The following is an 18,681-nucleotide window of genomic DNA, read 5'->3' as shown; positions in this document are numbered from 1 at the left end:
CCCACCGGAGGCGCGGCGTTTATCTTTTCAGCTTGAGGCCGATGCCGGCGCGGAATTGCTGCGAGTTGTCGCCGTCCTTGCGCGTGGCCAGCTCGTAGCCGAGCGTGCTGGTGAGATCGAGATAGCGGTTGATGTTCCAGGTCAGGCCGGTCGCCGCAGTATAAACGAGCTCGTCGTTGATGGTGCTGTCGGTGGGATAATCGCGCCATATGACGCCGCCGATCATGGTTCCGACCAGATTGTCGCGCAGCTGGTGGGTGACCGTCGTCGTCAGCGCATGCGAGACGTAGCCGCTCTCGCCGGCGGTGGTCGAGGGCTGGATGCTCGTCTGCAGGTCGAGATTGACGTCGGTGCCGCGGATCGGCGACCAAAGCAGGCTCGCATCGAGCGTGGCCGTATCGATCGAGGCGAGCCGGCTGTCTTCGAAATCCGCCCTTTCGTAGCCGACGCCGACTTCACCCTTCAGCTTTTCGCCGAGGTCGACTTCGACGCCGGCCTTGGCGCCATAACTGTGGCCTGAACGCTCGTAACCGGCGGAATCGCGCGTCTCGTCATAGATCGTACGGCCGATCGTGGCCTCGATGAAGGGGATGAGCGCGGGCGACAACTCGTAGCCGACGCGACCGCGCAACGTACCGGTCGTCTGATTGCGATCGCTCAACGCCACGGTCGTGCCGTTCGCAAGCGTGGCGTCGGAATACATCGAACGGTTCAGTGCCAGCGCCGTCGTGCCGCGCAGGATGCCGAAATCGCGCTGGACGGAGGCGCCGGCGGTGAACTCCTGCACATCGGACTGCTGTGTGGCATCGGCGATGGCGTCGGGATCGTCCGTATCCTCGCGGTAGAAATTGTAGCCGGCCGTGAGGTGCGCCACCGTGTCGTCGGGAAGGTCCAGCCGGAGATGGCCGTTGACCTTGAAAGACGGCTGCTCCTCGCCTTCGCCGCTGATATTCCTCTGCCAGGCGCCTTCCGAGGTCACGGTCAGCTGGTGTCGTCCCCAGTCGGAGGTGAGCGTCGCGGCTGCGTCCGTTTCGAGGAAAGCGCGCCGCTGCCTGGTATTGCCGTCCTTGGTGGTCTCGGTGTTGATGCTTTGGGTCACGCTCGGACGGAGCACGAAGGTGCCGATCGGAATGCCGGGTGTTTCTGCCGTCGAGGCACTTTCGCCAGCCCTGCGGACCGGCGGCGTCTCGTCGATCCGCGCTTCACGGGTGTTCAGTCGGCGCATGTCCTCATCGAGGATGGAGCCGGTAATGTCGTCGCCGGATTGCGCGTCCGGTATGGCGGGCCTCTGGGCATCGTCCGCGTTTGCGGCCGCACTGTTTGCGGCCGGCGTGGCCGAACCGTCGCTCTCGTCATCGAGGCCGGTTTCGGATGCCGCGCCGGTCGTCGCGCGATTGTTCTCGGAGGATACCGCGCGGCTGGTCGCCGACTGCAACGTGGCGGACTGTGCGAGTGCCGCAGTCTGGCCGAACAGCAGTGTGCCGAACGCAGTAAAGCAGACGACACGCCTCATCGCGCGGAGCGGCGTCACACTGCTCGTCTGTTTTGGCTGGCCCATTCACTCGCCTGACATGCTTTCGGTTCTTACTCAAAGGTAAAGCCTTGTGGTTAATCATTCGTTGCTCGCGGCGGGCGCTGTTCACAATTCGGAAATGGTGCGGGGTGGACTTGGAAAGTGAAAAGGTCTAACGCATCTCCATGAACAGAAGAGCGATCAAACTCGTTGAAAACAGCGTGCTCGAATCGGCAAAACGCACGATAGAGACCGAGAAACGCGGTCTTGAAGCGCTCGAACAGGCCTTTGACAACGGACTGGCCGGTCCTTTCACCCGCGCCGTCGAGATCATCGGCGACATCTCCGGGCGGGTCATCGTTACCGGCGTCGGCAAGAGCGGCCATATCGGTACCAAGCTCGCGGCGACATTCGCCTCGACCGGCACCCCCGCCTTTTTCGTGCATGCGGCCGAAGCCAATCATGGCGATCTCGGCATGATCGCGCGCGATGACGTCGTCTTGGCGATTTCCAAGGGCGGCGAGAGCGCCGAGCTCAAGAGCATCATCTCCTACACGCGGCGCTTCTCCATTCCGCTGATCGCAATCACCTGCAGCGAACGTTCTTCGCTTGCTACGGCCGCCGATATCGTCCTTCTGGTGCCGAACGAGCAGGAGGCCTGCCCCAACGGCTTGGCGCCGACGACGTCGACGCTGATGCAGCTTGCGCTCGGCGATGCCCTGGCGGTGGCGCTTCTGGAGGCGCGGGGCTTTACCGCCACCGATTTCCACGTCTTCCATCCCGGCGGCAAGCTGGGTGCGAGCCTGATGCATGTCGCCGATATCATGCATATCGGCGAGAAGCTGCCGCTCGTTGCCAAGGGCACGCCGATGCCGGAGGCGATCACGGTGCTGTCGCGCAAGCATTTCGGCTGCGTCGGTGTGCTCGACGAGAACGGACGGCTCTGCGGCATCGTCACCGAAGGTGACATGGCGCGCAACCTGACGCGCAATCTTGCCAATCTTGCCGTCGACGACATCATGACGAAGACGCCGAAGACGGTGAAACCGACGATGCTGGCGACGGCGGCCCTGGCGCTGCTCAACCAGCACCACATTGGCGCCCTGATCGTCATCGACGAGGACAGCCGGCCGATCGGGCTGGTGCACTTCCATGACCTGCTGCGGATCGGCGTCGCCTGATCAGACCGGTTCGACCCGCAGGTCGCGGCCGTGACACGAGATCACCTTCACCTGTGTTCCAACGGGCAAATCAGGCCCCATTACCTGCCATAGCGTATCGTCGAGGCGGATGCGGCCGCGGCCCTCGCGGATCGGCTCCTGCAGCGTGGCGGTGCGTCCGACAAGACTTGCGCCGCGCTGATTGAGGAAGGGCTCGTCGGTCTCGGCGTTGCGCAGCGTCAGTCGGCGGCCGGCAAAGGTCGTGGCCACGGCCAGAAGCGCAAAAAGGATCGCCTGGATTTCCCAGATCCAGAAGGCGCTGTCCCAGAAGAGCAGCGACAGTGCGCCGACGATCAAGGCCGCGAGGCCGATCCAGACCAGGAAGAAACCGGGCACGATCATTTCGGCGGCGAGCAGCACGAGGCCTGCAACCCACCAGTTCCATGGGCCGAGTTCCGCGATGATCTTCGCCAGCATGGCTTATCGCTCCTGATCCGGATTGAAAGGATTGGGGGTCGGCGGATTGATTGGCGGCGTAGAGCGGATCGGCGCGGGACGCGGACGCGGCGGGGGAGGCGGTGGCGGATTGCCCGCGTCACCGAAGACTTCGCGGGCGATGGCGCCGATGCCGCCGAGCGAGCTCAGGATGGAAGAGGCTTCCATCGGCATCAGCACGATCTTGGAATTGGGCGCCGAGCCGACCGAGGCGAGCGCTTCGGTGTATTTCTGGGCGACGAAATAGTTGATCGCCTGAACGTCACCGGCGGCAATCGCTTCGGAGACCATCTTCGTCGCCTTGGCTTCGGCCTCGGCCAGTCGCTCGCGGGCTTCGGCATTGCGGAAGGCGGCTTCGCGCTGGCCTTCTGCCTGGAGGATCGCCGATTGCTTGGCTCCTTCGGCCCTGAGGATCTGCGCATTGCGCGCGCCTTCGGCCTCGAGAACCTGGGCGCGCTTTTCGCGCTCGGCCTTCATCTGGCGCGCCATCGCATCGACGAGGTCGCGTGGCGGCTGGATGTCCTTGATTTCGACGCGGGTGACCTTGATGCCCCAGGGCTGTACCGCCTCGTCGACGACGCGCAGCAGCCGGTCGTTGATCGCATCGCGGTTGGAGAGCAGTTCATCGAGATCCATGGAGCCCATGACCGAGCGGATGTTGGTCATGGTGAGGTTGAGGATGGCGTTTTCGAGGTGGGAGACCTGATAGGCGGCCTGGGCGGCATTCAGCACCTGAAAGAAGGCGACGGCATCGGCCGAAACCGAGGCATTGTCCTTGGTGATCACCTCCTGGGTCGGCACGTTCAGCACCTGCTCCATCACGTTCATGCGGGCGCCGAGACGCTCGATAAAGGGGGTGATGAGATTGAGGCCGGGCTCCAGCGTGCGGGTATAGCGGCCAAAGCGCTCAATGGTGTAGCGATAGCCCTGCGGCACGGTTTTGATCCCGGCAAAGAGTACCAGGATGACGAAGATGACCAGCACGATCACGACGATATCGAAACCGCCCAACAGCATGAAGAATTCCTCCCATCGGCGCATGCGCCCATACACTGATGTGGTGAGTTAGCATGTTCTTCGCGCGGAAGAAATGACCCACGGATGCACCACCTCCGAGGGAAAAGGCAGGTGGCGTCTCGGCAAGATTCTTCGGGCGAACCGGCGGGCGGGAAGGTCTGTCAGACCCAGCCCTGCAATTCGCGGCGGACGACCTTTTCCAGCACCTTCATGCCGTCCTCGCCGTCATTGAGGCAGGGGATATGCGTAAACTTCTCGCCGCCGTTCTCGTGGAAGGAATGGGCAGCCTGTTCGGCGATTTCCTCCAGCGTCTCCAGACAGTCGGAAACGAAGCCGGGATTGATGACGGCGATGCGCTTGATGCCGTCGTGAGCGAGCTTTTCCACTGTCTTGTCGGTGTAGGGTTGCAGCCATTCTTCCGGCCCGAAGCGGGACTGGAAGGTGACCATGAAGTTTTCCTGGGTCAGTCCGAGCCGTTCGCGCAGGAGCCGGCCGGTCTTTTGGCATTGACAGTAATAGGGGTCCCCCTGCTTGAAATAGGACATCGGGATGCCGTGGAAGGAGGCGAGCAGCATGTCCGGCTTCCAGTCGAGCGTCGCAAGATGCCTTTCGACGGACTGGGCGAGCGCCTCGATATAGGTCTCGTCGTCATGATAGTCCGGCACGGTACGCAGCGCCGGCTGCCAGCGCATCGAGAGCAGCTTCTGGAAGGCCTTGTCGTTCACGGTCGCGGTCGTCGCTGCCGCATATTGCGGATAGAGCGGAAAGAGCACGATGCGGTCACAGCCTTCCTCCTTCAGCGTCTCGATGCGTGAAGCGATCGACGGCGTGCCATAACGCATCGCCCAGTCGACCTTGACGTTGGCAAGATCGTGCAGGCGCTTGGCCATCAGTTCCGACTGGTTGCGCGTGTAGGTGCGGAGATAACTTTCGTTCTTCTCCTTGTTCCAGATCAGTTCGTAAGCCTTGCCGACCTTCTGCGGACGGGTGTTGAGCACGATGCCAAAGAGGATCGGATACCATTTCCAGGGCGACCATTCGATGACGCGGCGATCGGTCAGGAACTCCTTGAGATAGCGGCGCATCGAGGTGTAGTCGGTGCCGTCGGGCGTGCCGAGATTGACCAGCAGGACGCCGATCTTGCCTGATTTGATGGCTGGATGATCTGCCGGACGGAGTGAAATATCTGCTGTCATTCTGGCCCCAACGGTCGTTGTCTCGTCGGCTGATACGCAGCCTCGAGAACATGGTTCACCCTATAGAAAGAAAAGCCGGCCCGGGAAACCCCGAGCCGGCCGATGGTGTCGAGACAAATCGTCTTACTTTGCAGGAACCTGGATCTCCTTGCCAACCGTCAGGTGGCGCGGGTTCGGCTTGCCGTTGGCCTCCGAAAGCTTCCGCCACAGCGTGCCGTCACCATAGAAGGTCACAGCCAGATCCCAGAAAGTGTCGCCGGCCGCGATGACGTGAGTGGAAGGTGTTGTTGCGGCGGGTGCGGAGGCCGCCGGAGCCGGTTCCGTCGCGGGCGCGGGAGCTGCCGGTGTTGCCGGGGCTGGCGCGGCCGGGGCAGGCTCGGTGGCTGGTGCGGGTGCGGCCGGGGCAGGCTCGGCAGCCGGAGCGGGTGCAGCCGGGGCCGCCGGGGCAGGAGCTGGCTCAGTGGCCGGTGCAGGTGCCGCCGGCGCGGGAGCCGCCGGTTCGGCAGCGGGCGCCTGTGCCACGGTCGCGCCGATTTCGGTGACGCGGCCATCGGTATAGGGCTTATAAGGCGAATGCGCGGCGACGTAGTCGGCGGTCACGTCGGCAAGATCCGGGCCGTAATCGTAAGCATTCTTGCCTTCCTTGAAGATCGAATAGCCATCGCCGCCTGATCGCATGAAGTTGTTGGTGGCGATCTTGTAGGTCTTGGCCGGATCGATCGGCGCGAAATTGTCGCCCTCCTTCACCTGAACATCGCTGACGCGGCTGCCGACAGGCTTCGACTGGTCGAACGAGAACTTCAGGCCGGCGACCTGCGGGAAGCGGCCGGCGCCCTGATCGATCTGGCTGACGCCGTTTTCGAGCGCCTTGACGACGTCCGCGCCTGTGGCTTCGAAAGTGGCGAGGGTGTTCTGGAAAGGCAGCACGGTGATGACTTCGCCCTGGGTGACATCGCCGCCGTCGATAGACGCGCGCAGGCCGCCGCCGTTCTGAATGGCGATGGTGACACCCTGGTTCCTCGTGCGGTCAAGCATGGCGTCGGCCACCAGATTGCCCATCGAGCACTCCTTGACGCGGCAGACCTTGCGGTCGCCCTCGATAGGACTTTCGGAGGAGCCGATCACCTTTTTCCGCAGTTCCTCGATCGGTTTTGCCAGTTCGGCGACGCGAGCGACGACGGCCGGATCGGGTGTAAAGGACGAGTCGATCAGGATCGGGTCGCCCTTGGCATCCTTGACGACGCCATTATCGTCGAAATTGACGACGATTTCGCCGAGGTACTTGCTGTAAGAGGCGGCCTGGACGACCGGCACCTTATAGCCGCCGGGGTTGTCGACCATCGTCGGATACGGGCCTTCAGCCTTCGGGTCGGTATTGGAGAGCAGACTATGGGAGTGGCCGCCGACGACGACGTCGACATCCGGAATCTTGGCGATGAAAGCGAGATCACGGGGATAGCCGACATGGGTCAGCGCAATGATCTTGTTGACGCCCTGGCCCTTCAGGTCCTGGACGGCTGATGTGATCGTCTGAACGTCATCTTCGATCGTGACATTCGGGCCGGGGGAGGAGAGCTCTGGCGTATCGTTGGTGACGGCGCCGACGATGCCGATCTTCTGGCCTCCGACATCGAGCACCAGCGAAGGCTTGATGCGGTCGCCGAGCTTGGAGACGGCGCTCGCCTTGACGTTCGCCGTCACGACGGGGAATTGCACCTTGTCGAGGAAAGTCGCAAGCCCGTCCTCGCTGTCGTCGAATTCATGGTTGCCGACGGTCATGGCGTCGAACTTCATCAGGTTCAAAAATTCTGCTTCAGCCGCGCCCTTATAGGTGGTGTAGAACAGCGAGCCCTGGAAATTGTCGCCGGCATTCAGGAGAAGGACATTCTTGCCCGATAGCGCCTGGCGGCGCTGGTCGATCGCGGTCTTCAGGCGGGCGGCGCCGCCGAAGCATTCCTTCTTGCCTTCCTCCTCGGCCGAGCAGGTGGAATCGAATTTGTTGATTGACTCGATGCGTGAATGGAAATCGTTGATGTGAAGAATATTGAGTTCGTAATCGGCAAAGGCGGCGCCCGCGCTCAGCGCCAGCATGGACGCGGTCAAAAGACCGAAGCTGAAAGACTTCGTCATCCCTGTTCTCCTGATTGAGGCGAGAGATCCCCCTGATCCTCGCCGATCCCTATAGTGGTGCCAGGCGGTTTCCCGCGTGCCGATGTTTCAACAAACGACGCATGGCCGCAAGAGGGAAGCTGGGTTTGCAGCGGCGCTTTCCAAGAGGCCGCAAAACAAAAAAGCTCCCGAGTGGGAGCTTTCGCAGGGCCATATTGAAGCATTACAAACGACGTGTAAGCGTGAACTGCGAATTCGTTGCAGTCGTACAATTCAGCTGACTCATGCCGCTCAAGGCGCAATTAACAAGGGAAGTCGTCCGCTTAACATTCGAGTAAAGGTTTATCTGAATGATTCCGTCGGGGGTGGTTGTATATGTTCCCGACGCCATCTGCGTGTTCGTTCCGTCGCTGGTGCGGGTTACGAATTGTCCATTCGTGAAGGCGGAGGTCAAGCCGTTGGCATCCGTCCATTCGCCTTCAACAGAATTTGTTGCAGGCGGCGCGACTGCGATCGGTCGCTGTTGCGGTCCTGATGAAACGCAGGCGGCAAGAGTGGCCGCTGCACCGACAAGAACGAGACCAGTTCTGATTTTCATAAGGCTTCTCCCGGCGAATCGGCGTGGCGGTCACCCGCCAAGTTCGCGCAAAACATGGCGTGCGTCCGCCATGATGGCAAGGCTTGGAGCAGCGGGGGGCGGCATTTATACAGCCAGCGTTACAAAAATGCCCGCCTTGCGGCGGGCATTGTCAAAATCCTGTGAGGACGATTTTCAGCGAACGAGGACGTTCCTGAACTGCCAGGGATCCTTGGTGTCGATATCCTCGGGGAAGAGGCCAGGACGTCCGTCGAGCGGCGTCCAGTCGGTGTAGTGGCCTTCGACCGGGCCGAGATAGGGCATCTGCACTTCGAGGCAGCGCTTGTAATCGATCTCGTCGGCCTCGACGATGCCGGCCTTCGGATTTTCCAGCGCCCAGACCATGCCGGCGAGAACGGCGGAGGTCACCTGTAAGCCGGTGGCGTTCTGGTAGGGCGCGATGCGGCGGGTTTCTTCCAGCGACAGGCGCGAACCATACCAGTAGGCATTCTTCTCATGACCGTAGAGCAGGACGCCGAGTTCGTCGATGCCGTCCTCGAGCTCGTCCTCGTCAAGTACGTGGTGGACCGGCTGCGGGGTGCCGCCGTTGCCGAACATCTCATGCAGCGAGAGCACGGCGTCGTTGGCCGGATGGTAGGCATAGTGGCAGGTCGGACGGAAGGTGACTTCGCCCTCCTTGTCGCGGACCGTGAAATAATCGGCGATCGAGATCGACTCGTTGTGGGTGACGAGGAAGCCGTATTGCGGGCCGGGGGTCGGGCACCAGGTGCGCACGCGGGTGTTGGCGCCCGGCTGCTCCAGGTAGATCGCCGCCTTGTTGCCCTTCTTGTGCTTCTTGGCGTTCTTCGGCATCCACTGCTCGTGCGTGCCCCAGCCGAGTTCGGCCGGCTGCATGCCTTCGGAGATGAAGCCTTCGACGGACCAGGTGTTCCAGAAGACGTTGAGCGGCTTCGGATGCTTGGTGCGCTGGGTGTCGCGCTCGGCGATGTGGACGCCCTTGACGCCGACCTTCTTCATCAGCTTGGCCCAGCCTTCGCGATCGTGCTGGTCCGGTTCGTCGAATTTAACGCCGGTATCATGGGCGAGGTTGACGAGCGCCTGCTTCACGAACCAGGAGACCATGCCCGGGTTGGCGCCGCAGGTGGAGACGGCGGTGGCGCCGCCGGGGTTTTTCGCCTTTTCCTTGCGCACTGTCTCGCGCAGCGCATAGTTGGTGCGGTCGGCATTGCTCATGCCCTTGTCGAAATAGAAGCCGAGCCAGGGCTCGACGACCGTATCGATATAGAGAACGTCGAGCTTGCGGCAGAGCTTGATGATGTCGAGCGAGGAGGTGTCGACCGAGAGGTTGACGCAGAAACCCTGGCCTTCGCCTTTCGTCAGCAGGGGCTTCAGCAGCTCCTTGTAATTGTCCTTGGTGACATATTCCTGAATGTGGCGAACGCCGTGTTTCTTCAGGATCTCCATGTCGGAGGGTTCTTCACGCGGGTCGATGACGACCATCCGGCTTTTGTCGAATTTGAAGTGGCGCTCGATCAGCGGCAGGGTGCCGCGGCCGATGGAGCCAAAGCCGATCATTACGATCGGACCGGTAATTTCGGCATATACCGGGTGGTTCTTGTCCGTCATTCTTTTCTCCTGTGGAAGGGGACGAAGGCGATCAGCCTGAAGAATTCTTTTGAAATTGCCGCAGAAATTGCGAGGTGACCGGCTCTAACCACAAAACGGCGTCACAATAAAGAGTGTTGACCGGGAAAGGTCAAATATCGGGCGGGTGAGGCCGGCAGGCGACGGATCATCCGCCCCGCCTCTGCCAAAATCAGCGTTTCAGGATTTCCAGCCCTTCGACCGTCGTCGTCACCGCAAGCTCGGTGATGTCGTATTCGGCGACGCCGTGGATGGTGAAGGGATCGGCGGCGACATAGGCCTCGATTTCGGCGCGGTCGCCGATGGCGAGGATCGCGCCGCCGGTGCGCGGCACCTTGCGGCCGGAGGCGAGGAACCAGCCCTTGGCATAGCCCTCCTTCACCCAGGCCAGATGCGGCTCCATGTGCCTGTCGGCTTCGTCATTGGATTTGCGATAGGTGAGGGAGAGAATGAACATGATCAATTCCTGAGGAGATTGGCGCGGATCAGTCCGCGCAGCGAGTTGCCGACATAAAGCGTGCCGGCATCGAGATCGGCAAGTGTCACATGGCCGACGCGAGCCTTGCGCGCGCAAATGAGCTCGGTGCGCAGCACGCCAGCAAGCAGGCCGCAGGAGATCGGCGGAGTGCGCAGCATACCGGTCCCGTCATCCAGGAAGACGGAGGTGATGGTGCCCTCGCAGACCTCGCCGCGCTCGTTCAACAGGATGACTTCATCGGCCTCGTCGGGCCCATATTCGGCGCGCGCCGTCTCGTAGACGGCGCGGCGCGTGGTCTTGTGGCGCAGCAGCCTGTCGGTGGAAACGAGGCGGGTCTCGGCGATGCGGACCGTCCAGACAGCCTCCGGCGCCAGCGGCACGAAAGCCGCGCTCATTACCTCGATGCGGCCCTGCGCGTCGAAGGTCAGTCGGATGCGCAGCGGACCGGTAGATCGTGCAACGCCGTCCTCGAGCTTGGCAGCCGCCTCGACCGGCTGCGGAAAACCGAGGCGACGGGCGGAGCGGGAAAGCCGGGCCAGATGCAGGCGCAGACGGATGAAGCCTTCGCCGGGCTGCCAGCGCAACGTCTCGATCAGCGAGAAATCGGTCATCGCGCGATCCATTGGTCGCCCACGGCAAAGCGGGCCTTGAGCAGGCATTCCTCATATTCGGCTTCGGCGGTGGAATCGAAGACGATGCCGCCGCCGACATTGAAGACCGCCCTGCCACCGCCGAAAAGCGTGACGGTGCGGATGACGACGGAAAAACGCATGGCGCCGGTCGGCGAGATCATGCCGATCGCCCCACAATAGGCGTCGCGTGGGTCATCTTCGAGGGCGTGCAGGATTTCCATCGCCCGTATCTTCGGGGCGCCGGTGATCGACCCGCAGGGGAAGAGGGCGGCAAATATGTCGCGGATCGATAGGCCGGATCGAAGTCTGGCCTGCACATGGCTCACCATCTGGTGGACGGTCGGATAGGTCTCGACGTCGAAGAGCTTCGGGACATCGAGCGTGCCGACCTCGGTGATGCGGGAGATATCGTTGCGCAGGAGATCGACGATCATGCGGTTTTCCGCCTGCGTCTTGATATCAGCCCGCATGGCCGCGATGATTTCGGCATCCTCGGCGGCAGTAGCGCCGCGCTTTGCCGTGCCTTTCATCGGATGGGTTTCGATCCAGCCCTGTTCATCTGTGCGGAAGAAGAGTTCGGGTGAACGCGACAGGATGACCGGACCGCCGAGATCGACCAGTGCGCCGTATTTCACCGGCTGGCGTTCGATCAGCGACCAGAAGGCGGCACGGGGATCGCCGCTCCAGCGGGCTTCGATCGGCATGGTGAGGTTCGCCTGATAGGCGTCGCCGAGCCGCAGGTGCTGGTGAAGGCGGTCGAAACGCTCTTTATATATAGGGAAATCCCAGGCCGCCTTCGGGGCGGTGAGGAATTCCTCGTTTTCGAGACGCTGTTTCGGCTGGGCAAGTGGATGCGTGTCCGGCTGCGGTGCGTCGAAGACGCCGAAACAGAGGAGCGGCGTTTCCCGACCTTCTGCGGCAAAGGACGCGAGTTTTTCCTCGAAGAGATATCCGGCCTCGTAGGCCATGTAACCGGCAAGCCATTTTCCGTCGGCCCTGGCCTCTTCCATACGGGCGAGGCCGGCGAAGAATTCGCTGCGCGTCCGGGCAATGATGATCTCAGCCGGCTCGGCGAAAAGCATCACCTGGCCGGTCGCGTCGTCGCGGAAGAGGATATAGGGTTGATCGGCCACGCAACGCTTTCGGTTTGTTCTGCTCCTCATCACTCAAGATGCGATTGGGAGGGCGAGGTATTTTCTCTTCTCCCCACGGGGGAGAAGATGCCCGAAAGGCAGATGAGGGGGAGGAGCGAAGCGACGTCCTGAGCATATGCGAAGGACGGGTTCTGCTATGTCGTCCCCTCATCCGCCTGCCGGCACCTTCTCCCCTGTGGGGAGAAGGGACTCGTTGCCGCCTCTCCGCTCCTGGCGACGAGAATTCACGCTTTATCTAACGCTTCCAGCTCATCGATCAGGCCCTCGATCATCGACAGGCCCTGGCTCCAGAACGACGGATTGGTGGCGTCGAGGCCGAAAGGCTTCAAGAGTTCGGAGTGATGCTTGGTGCCGCCGGCCTTCAGCAGTTCGAAATACTTCTCCTGAAAGCCCTTCCCGGCCTTCTGGTAGACGGCATAGAGCGAATTGACCAGGCAATCGCCGAAGGCATAGGCGTAGACATAGAAGGGCGAATGGATGAAGTGGGGGATATAGGCCCAATAGGTCTCGTAGCCTTCTGAGATATTGATCGCCGGCCCGAGGCTTTCCGACTGGACGGAGAGCCAGAGCTCGCCGATGTCGTCGGCGGTGAGTTCGCCAGCCTTGCGAGCGGTGTGCAGCTTGCGCTCGAATTCGTAGAAGGCGATCTGGCGCACGACCGTGTTGATCATGTCCTCGACCTTCTGGGCAAGCATCGCCTTGCGCTCGCGTCTGTCGGTGGTCTTTTCCAGGAGCGCGCGGAAGGTCAGCATCTCGCCGAAGACGGATGCGGTTTCGGCAAGTGTCAGCGGCGTCTGGCACATCAGCGCGCCCTGCGCGCCGGCGAGAACCTGATGGACGCCGTGGCCGAGTTCGTGGGCAAGCGTCATGACATCGCGCGGCTTGCCCATATAATTGACGAGCACGTAGGGGTGAGCCGAGGGAACCGTCGGATGAGCGAAGGCGCCGGGCGCCTTGCCTGGGCGAACCGGGGCATCGATCCATTGCTCGTCGAAGAAGCGGCTGGCGATATCGGCCATCTCGGCGGCGAAATTGCCGTAAGCCGAGAGCACCGTGTCCTTCGCGTCCGACCAGGAGATCACGGCGCTCGACGTTTCCGGAAGGGGCGCGTTGCGGTCCCAGAAATTCATCTGCTCCATGCCGAGCCATTTCGCCTTCATTTTATAATAGCGGTGCGAAAGGCGCGGATAGGCTTCCCGGACGGCGGCGGCCAAGGCGTCGACAACCTCTCGCTCGACACGGTTTGCCAGATGCCTGGAGTCGGCGATATCCTCGAAGCCGCGCCAGCGGTCGGAGATATCCTTGTCCTTGGCAAGCGTATTGGTGATCAGCGTGAAGATGCGGATATTCGCCTTGAAGGTTTCGGCAAGCGCCATGGCCGCCTTGCGGCGCACGTCGGGATCCTTCTCCTGCAGCATGTTCAGCGCCACCTCGAGCGGCACTTTCTCGCCATCGATCTCATAGCGAAGTTCCGCCATGGTTTCGTCGAAGAGGCGATTGAAGGCGGAGGCCGATGTCATCGACTTCTCGAGGAAGAGCTGCTCCAGCCTGTCATCGAGCTGATAGGGCTTATCTTTCCTGAGGTCGATCAGCCAGGGGCGATAATGGCCGGCATCGGGGTCCTTGGCCATGCAAGTGTCGATGACGGCGTCGTCGATCCGGTTCAGCTCGAGCGCGAAGAACAGGAGATGACCGGAGAATTCGGTGATCTTTGCCTGGACGTCGCCGTAGAGCTTGCCGTTTGCCGGATTGGTGGTGTCGGAGAAATAAGTGAGGCCGGCAAAGGAGCCGAGGCGGCCCATGATATCGTCAAGCGCCTCATATTCCTTCAGCGCCGCGCCGATGCCTTCGGTGCCGGTCTTCGCTGCCGCTTCGGCGAGTTTGCCCTTCCACTTTTCTTCGAAAGCGATCGCGGCCTTGCCTGCCTTTTCCATGTCGGCGACGAAGGCGGTCGACGTGGCGGAGGGATAAAGATCCTGCAGCTTCCAGACCGGCAGGTCGCCGAGCGCCGGATCGGCCGCCGCCCCGGCTGGCGCTGCTGGCGAGAAAAAAAAGCCGGCGTGCAGGGGCTCGATTTTCATGGGCGCAATTCCTCTCCACTTTATCTCAGGTCTGTTTGAATAAGCGCGAGAAGGCCCCGCATCAAGGGGCTTTCGGCGCATAAAAGGCCTCGCTTCGGCACGAAATCGGCCCATCGTAATCGTTAAAATGCAATTATTTCTCAAAACTGGATGTTCAAGCCTTTCTGCCAGAGTGCGCTTCATGGTTTCGCATGAAGTGGAGCGACAATGACCGGTTACAATGAGCTCAAAGGAGCAGGGCAAATCCTCGTGGTCGAGGACGACCCGGTGCAGCGCCGTCTGCTCAAGAACGCTATCGAGCGTCACGGCCATGTCGTGCACCAGGCGGAAAACGGCCGGATCGGCCTGGAAATGGTCAAGCGCGACAGCACCCTTTTCAACGTCATCGTGCTCGACCTGATGATGCCGGAGATGACCGGCCTCGAATTCCTCGATGCACTGCACGAATTCGGCACGCAGATCCCCGTCATCGTGCAGACGGGTCAAGGCGGCATCGAGACCGTCGTGCAGGCGATGCGCGCCGGCGCCTTCGATTTCGTCGTCAAGCCGGTTTCGCCCGAACGCATCGCTACCTCGATCTCGAACGCGATGAAGCTCGACCAGCGCGAGGTGAAGGCGCGGGCCGGACGCCGGTCGCGCTCGGGCTCCGTCGGTTTCGACGACATCGTATCGGCCAGCCCGGCGATGATCCGTGTCATCGACCTCGCCCAGCGGGCGGCGCAATCCAACATCCCTGTCGTGCTCGAAGGCGAATCCGGCGTCGGCAAGGAGTTGGTGGCGCGCGCCATCCAGTCCGGCGGCGACCGCTCCAACAAGCCGTTTGTCACCGTCAATTGCGGGGCGATCCCGCATAACCTCGTCGAAAGCATTCTCTTCGGCCATGAGAAGGGCGCCTTCACTGGCGCGACCGAACGTCACATCGGCAAATTCATGGAAGCCGACGGCGGCACCATCTTCCTCGATGAGATCGGCGACCTGCCGCTCGAAGTGCAGGTGAAGCTGCTGCGCGCCGTGCAGCAGGGCGAGATCGAGACGGTCGGCGCGCGCACCGCGCATAAGGTCAATGTCCGGCTGATCTCGGCGACCAACAAGGATCTGATCGAAGAGGTCAAGAACGGCCATTTCCGCGAGGATCTCTACTATCGCCTCAACGTCTTCCCGATTACCATTCCGGCGCTGCGCAAGCGCAAGGAAGACATCCCGCATCTGGTGCGCGTCTTTACCGACCGCTTCTCCAGCGAACAGAAGAACGGCCGCCGCATGACCGTGAATTCAGGCACGCTGGCGCTGCTGACCGCCTATGACTGGCCGGGCAACATCCGCCAGCTCGAAAACGCGATCTTCCGTGCGGTCGTTCTCGCCGAAGGGCCGGAGCTGACGGAGGCGGATTTCCCGCAGATCGCCGCCCAGCTTCCGGAATATGAAGTGGTGGATCACCTGGCGCTCGTGGCCGACAATACCGGCCTCGACCCGGACGAGGCATATAGCGAAGAATACCGCACGCCGCCGGAGGTTCACCATCACCGCCTGTCCGAGGCCTCCGATAATGCAATCGCCAGCGTCAACCCCTCAGGCGACGTGCGCAAGCTTGCCGATGTCGAGGAGGAGCTCATCCGATTCGCGCTCAAATTCTATCGCGGACAGATGAGTCAAGTGGCGCGCAAGCTTGGCATCGGCCGATCCACACTTTATCGCAAACTCAAAGATTACGGCATAGACCCCGATAATCCCCAGAAAGATGCGGCTTAAGCCCTATTTATTAAGACTCAGGCAACCACGATTTGTTACTGATCATAAACCACTTGTTAGTGGCTCGTTCACTATGTAAAGAAAAGGTTGATCATGTGTGGCATTTTTGCCATCGTGTGACCGCATTTGACAGTCATCTGAGACAGTACGGGACATTGTCTGTCTGACGGGGATCGAGTTGCCGAATCTGAATGGGATTTCCAAGCCTTCGCGCTTGAGCTGGCGTTCTTTGTGCGCCGACATCTGCGGAAAGGCAGTGAGGACGGCGGCGGCCGCCCTTCTTGCGCTTGCGGTTTCCTCGCCGGTATTCGTTAGTACGCCTTCCGAGGCCGCGGGCGAAACCCGCAGCCTCAAGCTCTATTTCATCCATACCGGCGAAAAGGCCGTCATCACCTATAAGCGTAACGGCAAGTTCGACCCCAAGGGTCTGGAGCAGCTGAACCGCTTCCTCCGTGACTGGCGCAAGAACCAGCCGACGAAGATGGATCCGCGCCTGTTCGACCTGATCTGGGAAGTCTATCGCCAGAGCGGTTCACGGGACTACATCAATGTCGTCTGCGGCTTCCGCTCGCCGGCGACCAACGAGATGCTGCGCGGCCGCTCGCGCAATTCCGGCGTCGCCGAAAAGAGCCAGCACATGCTCGGCAAGGCGATGGACTTCTTCATTCCCGACGTCAAGCTTGCGACGCTCAGGGCCATCGGCATGAAGATGCAGATCGGCGGCGTCGGCTTCTATCCGAAATCCGGCTCGCCCTTCGTGCACATGGATGTCGGCGGCGTTCGCGCCTGGCCGCGCATGAGCCGCGACGAGCTCGTCCGACTTTTCCCGAACGGCAACACCATTCATATTCCAGCCGACGGCAAGCCGCTGCCCGGCTATCAGCAGGCGATGGCCGATTACAAGCGCCGCGTCAGTGGCACGCAGATCGAGATCGCCAGCGCTTCCGAATCGGCGCCGAAGCACAAGACGCTGTTTGCGGCGCTCTTCGGCGGCGGCGCGGACGAGCAGGAAGACGATACCGACGATTCGGCCCCGGTCGCCGTCGCCAAGGCAACGCCGCCGAAGGCCGAACCTGCTCCGGCCGAACCGCAGCAGGCCGAGGTCGCAGCCCTGAACGCGCCGGTGCCGCAGGTTCGCCCGGCCTTCAGCAACCAGCCGGCCGGCAGCGAAATGGCCAGCGCACTGGTGGCGCCGTCTTCGGGTAACGCCGCGCAGCAGGCCCTTGCCGCGGCGCTTCCGGCCGATCAGGCCCAGCCGCAGCAATTCGCCGATCTCAGCGCCTACAGTATTCCCGTTCCCTCGCTTCTCGGCCAGCGCCGCGCGCCGGGTGACGCCGAGGTCGCGTCGGTCGATCCGAATATGCAGAACGGAATGCCGGTTCCCACTCCGGTCGAGCGCCCTGCCGTTGCCGAAAATCTGCTTGCGGCGGCGGATGCCGATCCGGAAGCGGAGGCAGACGAGGCCGATCAGGATGGCGGCCTGTCTCCTGCCATCGCCGACGCGCTCGAACAGCAGAACAAGGATACGGAAAGCCAAGTCGCCTCGCATGAGCCTCAAATGAGCGTCGAGCAGGCAATCGCCGCCGCGATGCCGCAAAAGGCGGCCGCCGAAAAGCCGTCATTGCAGCTCGCTGCCTTGGCGCCGGCGACGAAATCGGCGAGCTTCGGTGACGCTTTCGATGCCCCGGCTGCCGAGAGCCCCGCGCCGCAGCCCCTTCCGGTCAAGGGCGGGCGCCCGACGCAGAAGGAAGCCGCAGCAGCCGATGCCAGCCGCACGACAGTGCGTACCGAGCCGAAGCTGACGCAGAAGATGATCTCGCAGTGGGCGCTGACCAATGCCCGTCTCGAAATGGCGTCCAAGCAGGTCAAGGCGCCGCGCTTCGTCAGCCAGACGATGCGCGCCCAACCGACCGCTGTCTATGCCGAGGGCTTCAACGTCAAGACCGCCTCGGTTGATCCGGCCCGCTTCAGCGGCACGGCCGTTAACTTCATGGAAGTGCACAAGTTCAACACGAACTGAGCCTGCCGATCTCGTCAGACCGAAAACCGCCGGAGTGATCCGGCAGTTTTTCTTCTGACTGTTTGAGCGGTTGGACAGTCAGTTGGACGGCCAGCAGGATCCGGCGTAAAAGAAAAGCCGCCGGAAGATCCGACGGCTTTTCGAAAGCAGCGATGTTGCCGAATCAGCCTTCCGGCGGCGCCTCGATCATGCCGAGTGCGTGCAGATAGGTGTCGAGGATTGCTTCCTCCTCCATGCGCTCCTGCTCGTCCTTCTTGCGCAGCGCCACGACCTTCTTCAGGATCTTGGTATCGAAGCCCATTCCCTTGGCTTCGCCATAGACGTCCTTGATGTCGTCGGCGATGGTCTTCTTTTCTTCTTCCAGCCGTTCAATGCGCTCGATGAAAGCGCGAAGCTGATCGCGGGCGACGCCATGAGCATCAGACATCGTGTTCTCCTGATTTTTCGGTGATCAATTCGGGATGCACGTGACTGCCGCGAAGCGGCGTCACGGTCAAGCCTGTTAAAGGCCAAGCGGACTATTTGTGTGGCTTGTTCAGCTCAAATGCCGCCTTTTGCACAGGTGAGGCCTCCTTCTGGTGGAGGTTCTTCCAGTCCTCATAGGGCATGCCGTAGATCATCTCGCGCGATTCGTCCCGGCTGACCGGAACGCCCTCCGCCTCGGCGGCCTCGCGGTACCAGTTCGACAGGCAGTTGCGGCAGAAGCCGGCCAGGTTCATCAGATCGATGTTCTGGACGTCACTGCGGTTACGAAGATGCGCGACCAGACGACGGAAGGCGGCGGCTTCGAATTCGGTCTGTTGTTCCTTGCTGAGCGCGGTCATCTCGCTCTCCT

At 61.7% G+C, this 18,681-nt stretch carries 16 protein-coding genes; 3 read left to right on the top strand and 13 right to left on the bottom strand.

What is annotated here, in order from left to right; all coding sequences use genetic code 11:
• Window positions 1–19: 19 nt before the first annotated feature.
• Window positions 20–1,558 carry an outer membrane beta-barrel protein gene (locus tag AMK02_RS18035; protein ID WP_064804916.1) on the bottom strand — a complete coding sequence of 513 codons (1,539 nt, stop codon included), beginning with the start codon at window positions 1,556–1,558 and terminating at the stop codon, window positions 20–22.
• A 140-nt stretch (window positions 1,559–1,698) separates the two neighbouring features.
• Here AMK02_RS18035 and AMK02_RS18030 point away from each other — a divergent pair, with 140 nt between their 5' ends.
• Window positions 1,699–2,694, top strand: coding sequence for a KpsF/GutQ family sugar-phosphate isomerase (locus AMK02_RS18030; RefSeq protein WP_064804914.1), 996 nt, complete (start codon window positions 1,699–1,701; stop codon window positions 2,692–2,694).
• Here AMK02_RS18030 and AMK02_RS18025 read toward each other — a convergent pair whose 3' ends face one another.
• From AMK02_RS18025 to AMK02_RS17985, 10 genes are all read right to left on the bottom strand, one after another.
• Window positions 2,695–3,150 (bottom strand): NfeD family protein, encoded by a 456-nt coding sequence (locus tag AMK02_RS18025; protein WP_064804913.1) that lies wholly within the window; start codon window positions 3,148–3,150, stop codon window positions 2,695–2,697. It abuts the gene before it with no gap.
• 3 nt (window positions 3,151–3,153) lie between these two features.
• Window positions 3,154–4,185: an SPFH domain-containing protein gene (locus AMK02_RS18020; RefSeq protein ID WP_064806329.1), complete on the bottom strand. Its 1,032-nt coding sequence runs from the start codon at window positions 4,183–4,185 to the stop codon at window positions 3,154–3,156.
• A 161-nt stretch (window positions 4,186–4,346) separates the two neighbouring features.
• On the bottom strand, window positions 4,347–5,381 hold the full coding sequence (gene hemH / locus AMK02_RS18015; RefSeq protein WP_064804911.1) for a ferrochelatase: 1,035 nt from the start codon (window positions 5,379–5,381) through the stop codon (window positions 4,347–4,349).
• A gap of 123 nt (window positions 5,382–5,504) precedes the next feature.
• Window positions 5,505–7,511, bottom strand: a complete 2,007-nt coding sequence (locus tag AMK02_RS18010; RefSeq protein WP_064804909.1) for a bifunctional metallophosphatase/5'-nucleotidase — start codon at window positions 7,509–7,511, stop codon at window positions 5,505–5,507.
• A gap of 202 nt (window positions 7,512–7,713) precedes the next feature.
• Complete coding sequence (locus tag AMK02_RS30265; protein WP_082929682.1) at window positions 7,714–8,088, bottom strand: hypothetical protein; 375 nt, start codon at window positions 8,086–8,088, stop codon at window positions 7,714–7,716.
• A gap of 174 nt (window positions 8,089–8,262) precedes the next feature.
• Window positions 8,263–9,714, bottom strand: coding sequence for a homospermidine synthase (locus tag AMK02_RS18005; RefSeq protein ID WP_064804907.1), 1,452 nt, complete (start codon window positions 9,712–9,714; stop codon window positions 8,263–8,265).
• Window positions 9,715–9,904: 190 nt separating this feature from the next.
• Complete coding sequence (locus AMK02_RS18000; RefSeq protein WP_064804905.1) at window positions 9,905–10,189, bottom strand: YciI family protein; 285 nt, start codon at window positions 10,187–10,189, stop codon at window positions 9,905–9,907.
• 2 nt (window positions 10,190–10,191) lie between these two features.
• Window positions 10,192–10,821 (bottom strand): aminotransferase class IV family protein, encoded by a 630-nt coding sequence (locus AMK02_RS17995; protein ID WP_064806327.1) that lies wholly within the window; start codon window positions 10,819–10,821, stop codon window positions 10,192–10,194.
• On the bottom strand, window positions 10,818–12,005 hold the full coding sequence (locus tag AMK02_RS17990; protein ID WP_064806325.1) for an aminodeoxychorismate synthase component I: 1,188 nt from the start codon (window positions 12,003–12,005) through the stop codon (window positions 10,818–10,820). The genes AMK02_RS17995 and AMK02_RS17990 overlap by 4 nt, the downstream gene beginning before the upstream one ends.
• A gap of 215 nt (window positions 12,006–12,220) precedes the next feature.
• Window positions 12,221–14,077: a M3 family oligoendopeptidase gene (locus AMK02_RS17985; RefSeq protein ID WP_064804903.1), complete on the bottom strand. Its 1,857-nt coding sequence runs from the start codon at window positions 14,075–14,077 to the stop codon at window positions 12,221–12,223.
• 207 nt (window positions 14,078–14,284) lie between these two features.
• On the opposite strand from AMK02_RS17985, the gene AMK02_RS17980 reads away from it, so the two are divergent.
• A complete protein-coding gene (locus AMK02_RS17980; protein WP_064804901.1) occupies window positions 14,285–15,826 on the top strand; it encodes a sigma-54-dependent transcriptional regulator in 1,542 nt (513 codons plus the stop codon).
• A 178-nt stretch (window positions 15,827–16,004) separates the two neighbouring features.
• Window positions 16,005–17,846, top strand: a complete 1,842-nt coding sequence (locus tag AMK02_RS17975; protein ID WP_064804899.1) for a DUF882 domain-containing protein — start codon at window positions 16,005–16,007, stop codon at window positions 17,844–17,846.
• A gap of 163 nt (window positions 17,847–18,009) precedes the next feature.
• Here AMK02_RS17975 and AMK02_RS17970 read toward each other — a convergent pair whose 3' ends face one another.
• Together AMK02_RS17970 and AMK02_RS17965 are read right to left on the bottom strand one after the other, a co-directional pair.
• Window positions 18,010–18,273, bottom strand: a complete 264-nt coding sequence (locus tag AMK02_RS17970) for a DUF2312 domain-containing protein (protein ID WP_008533181.1) — start codon at window positions 18,271–18,273, stop codon at window positions 18,010–18,012.
• 91 nt (window positions 18,274–18,364) lie between these two features.
• The gene (locus tag AMK02_RS17965) at window positions 18,365–18,670 is read right to left on the bottom strand and encodes a DUF1244 domain-containing protein (protein ID WP_064804897.1); all 306 of its coding nucleotides are present in this window, start codon (window positions 18,668–18,670) and stop codon (window positions 18,365–18,367) included.
• Window positions 18,671–18,681: the final 11 nt, after the last annotated feature.

Source organism: Rhizobium sp. N731 (genome assembly GCF_001664145.1).
In the GTDB taxonomy this organism is placed as follows: domain Bacteria; phylum Pseudomonadota; class Alphaproteobacteria; order Rhizobiales; family Rhizobiaceae; genus Rhizobium; species Rhizobium esperanzae.
The sequence above is the reverse complement of the archived record's forward strand: the minus strand, read 5'-3'. Positions and strand labels throughout refer to the sequence as shown.

Coding starts and splice junctions, on each gene's coding strand:
- AMK02_RS18035 (WP_064804916.1), bottom strand. CDS start 1,558: ATGGGCCAGCCAAAACAGACGAGCAGTGTGACGCCGCTCCGCGCGATG.
- AMK02_RS18030 (WP_064804914.1), top strand. CDS start 1,699: ATGAACAGAAGAGCGATCAAACTCGTTGAAAACAGCGTGCTCGAATCG.
- AMK02_RS18025 (WP_064804913.1), bottom strand. CDS start 3,150: ATGCTGGCGAAGATCATCGCGGAACTCGGCCCATGGAACTGGTGGGTT.
- AMK02_RS18020 (WP_064806329.1), bottom strand. CDS start 4,185: ATGCTGTTGGGCGGTTTCGATATCGTCGTGATCGTGCTGGTCATCTTC.
- hemH (WP_064804911.1), bottom strand. CDS start 5,381: ATGACAGCAGATATTTCACTCCGTCCGGCAGATCATCCAGCCATCAAA.
- AMK02_RS18010 (WP_064804909.1), bottom strand. CDS start 7,511: ATGACGAAGTCTTTCAGCTTCGGTCTTTTGACCGCGTCCATGCTGGCG.
- AMK02_RS30265 (WP_082929682.1), bottom strand. CDS start 8,088: ATGAAAATCAGAACTGGTCTCGTTCTTGTCGGTGCAGCGGCCACTCTT.
- AMK02_RS18005 (WP_064804907.1), bottom strand. CDS start 9,714: ATGACGGACAAGAACCACCCGGTATATGCCGAAATTACCGGTCCGATC.
- AMK02_RS18000 (WP_064804905.1), bottom strand. CDS start 10,189: ATGTTCATTCTCTCCCTCACCTATCGCAAATCCAATGACGAAGCCGAC.
- AMK02_RS17995 (WP_064806327.1), bottom strand. CDS start 10,821: ATGACCGATTTCTCGCTGATCGAGACGTTGCGCTGGCAGCCCGGCGAA.
- AMK02_RS17990 (WP_064806325.1), bottom strand. CDS start 12,005: ATGAGGAGCAGAACAAACCGAAAGCGTTGCGTGGCCGATCAACCCTAT.
- AMK02_RS17985 (WP_064804903.1), bottom strand. CDS start 14,077: ATGAAAATCGAGCCCCTGCACGCCGGCTTTTTTTTCTCGCCAGCAGCG.
- AMK02_RS17980 (WP_064804901.1), top strand. CDS start 14,285: ATGACCGGTTACAATGAGCTCAAAGGAGCAGGGCAAATCCTCGTGGTC.
- AMK02_RS17970 (WP_008533181.1), bottom strand. CDS start 18,273: ATGTCTGATGCTCATGGCGTCGCCCGCGATCAGCTTCGCGCTTTCATC.
- AMK02_RS17965 (WP_064804897.1), bottom strand. CDS start 18,670: ATGACCGCGCTCAGCAAGGAACAACAGACCGAATTCGAAGCCGCCGCC.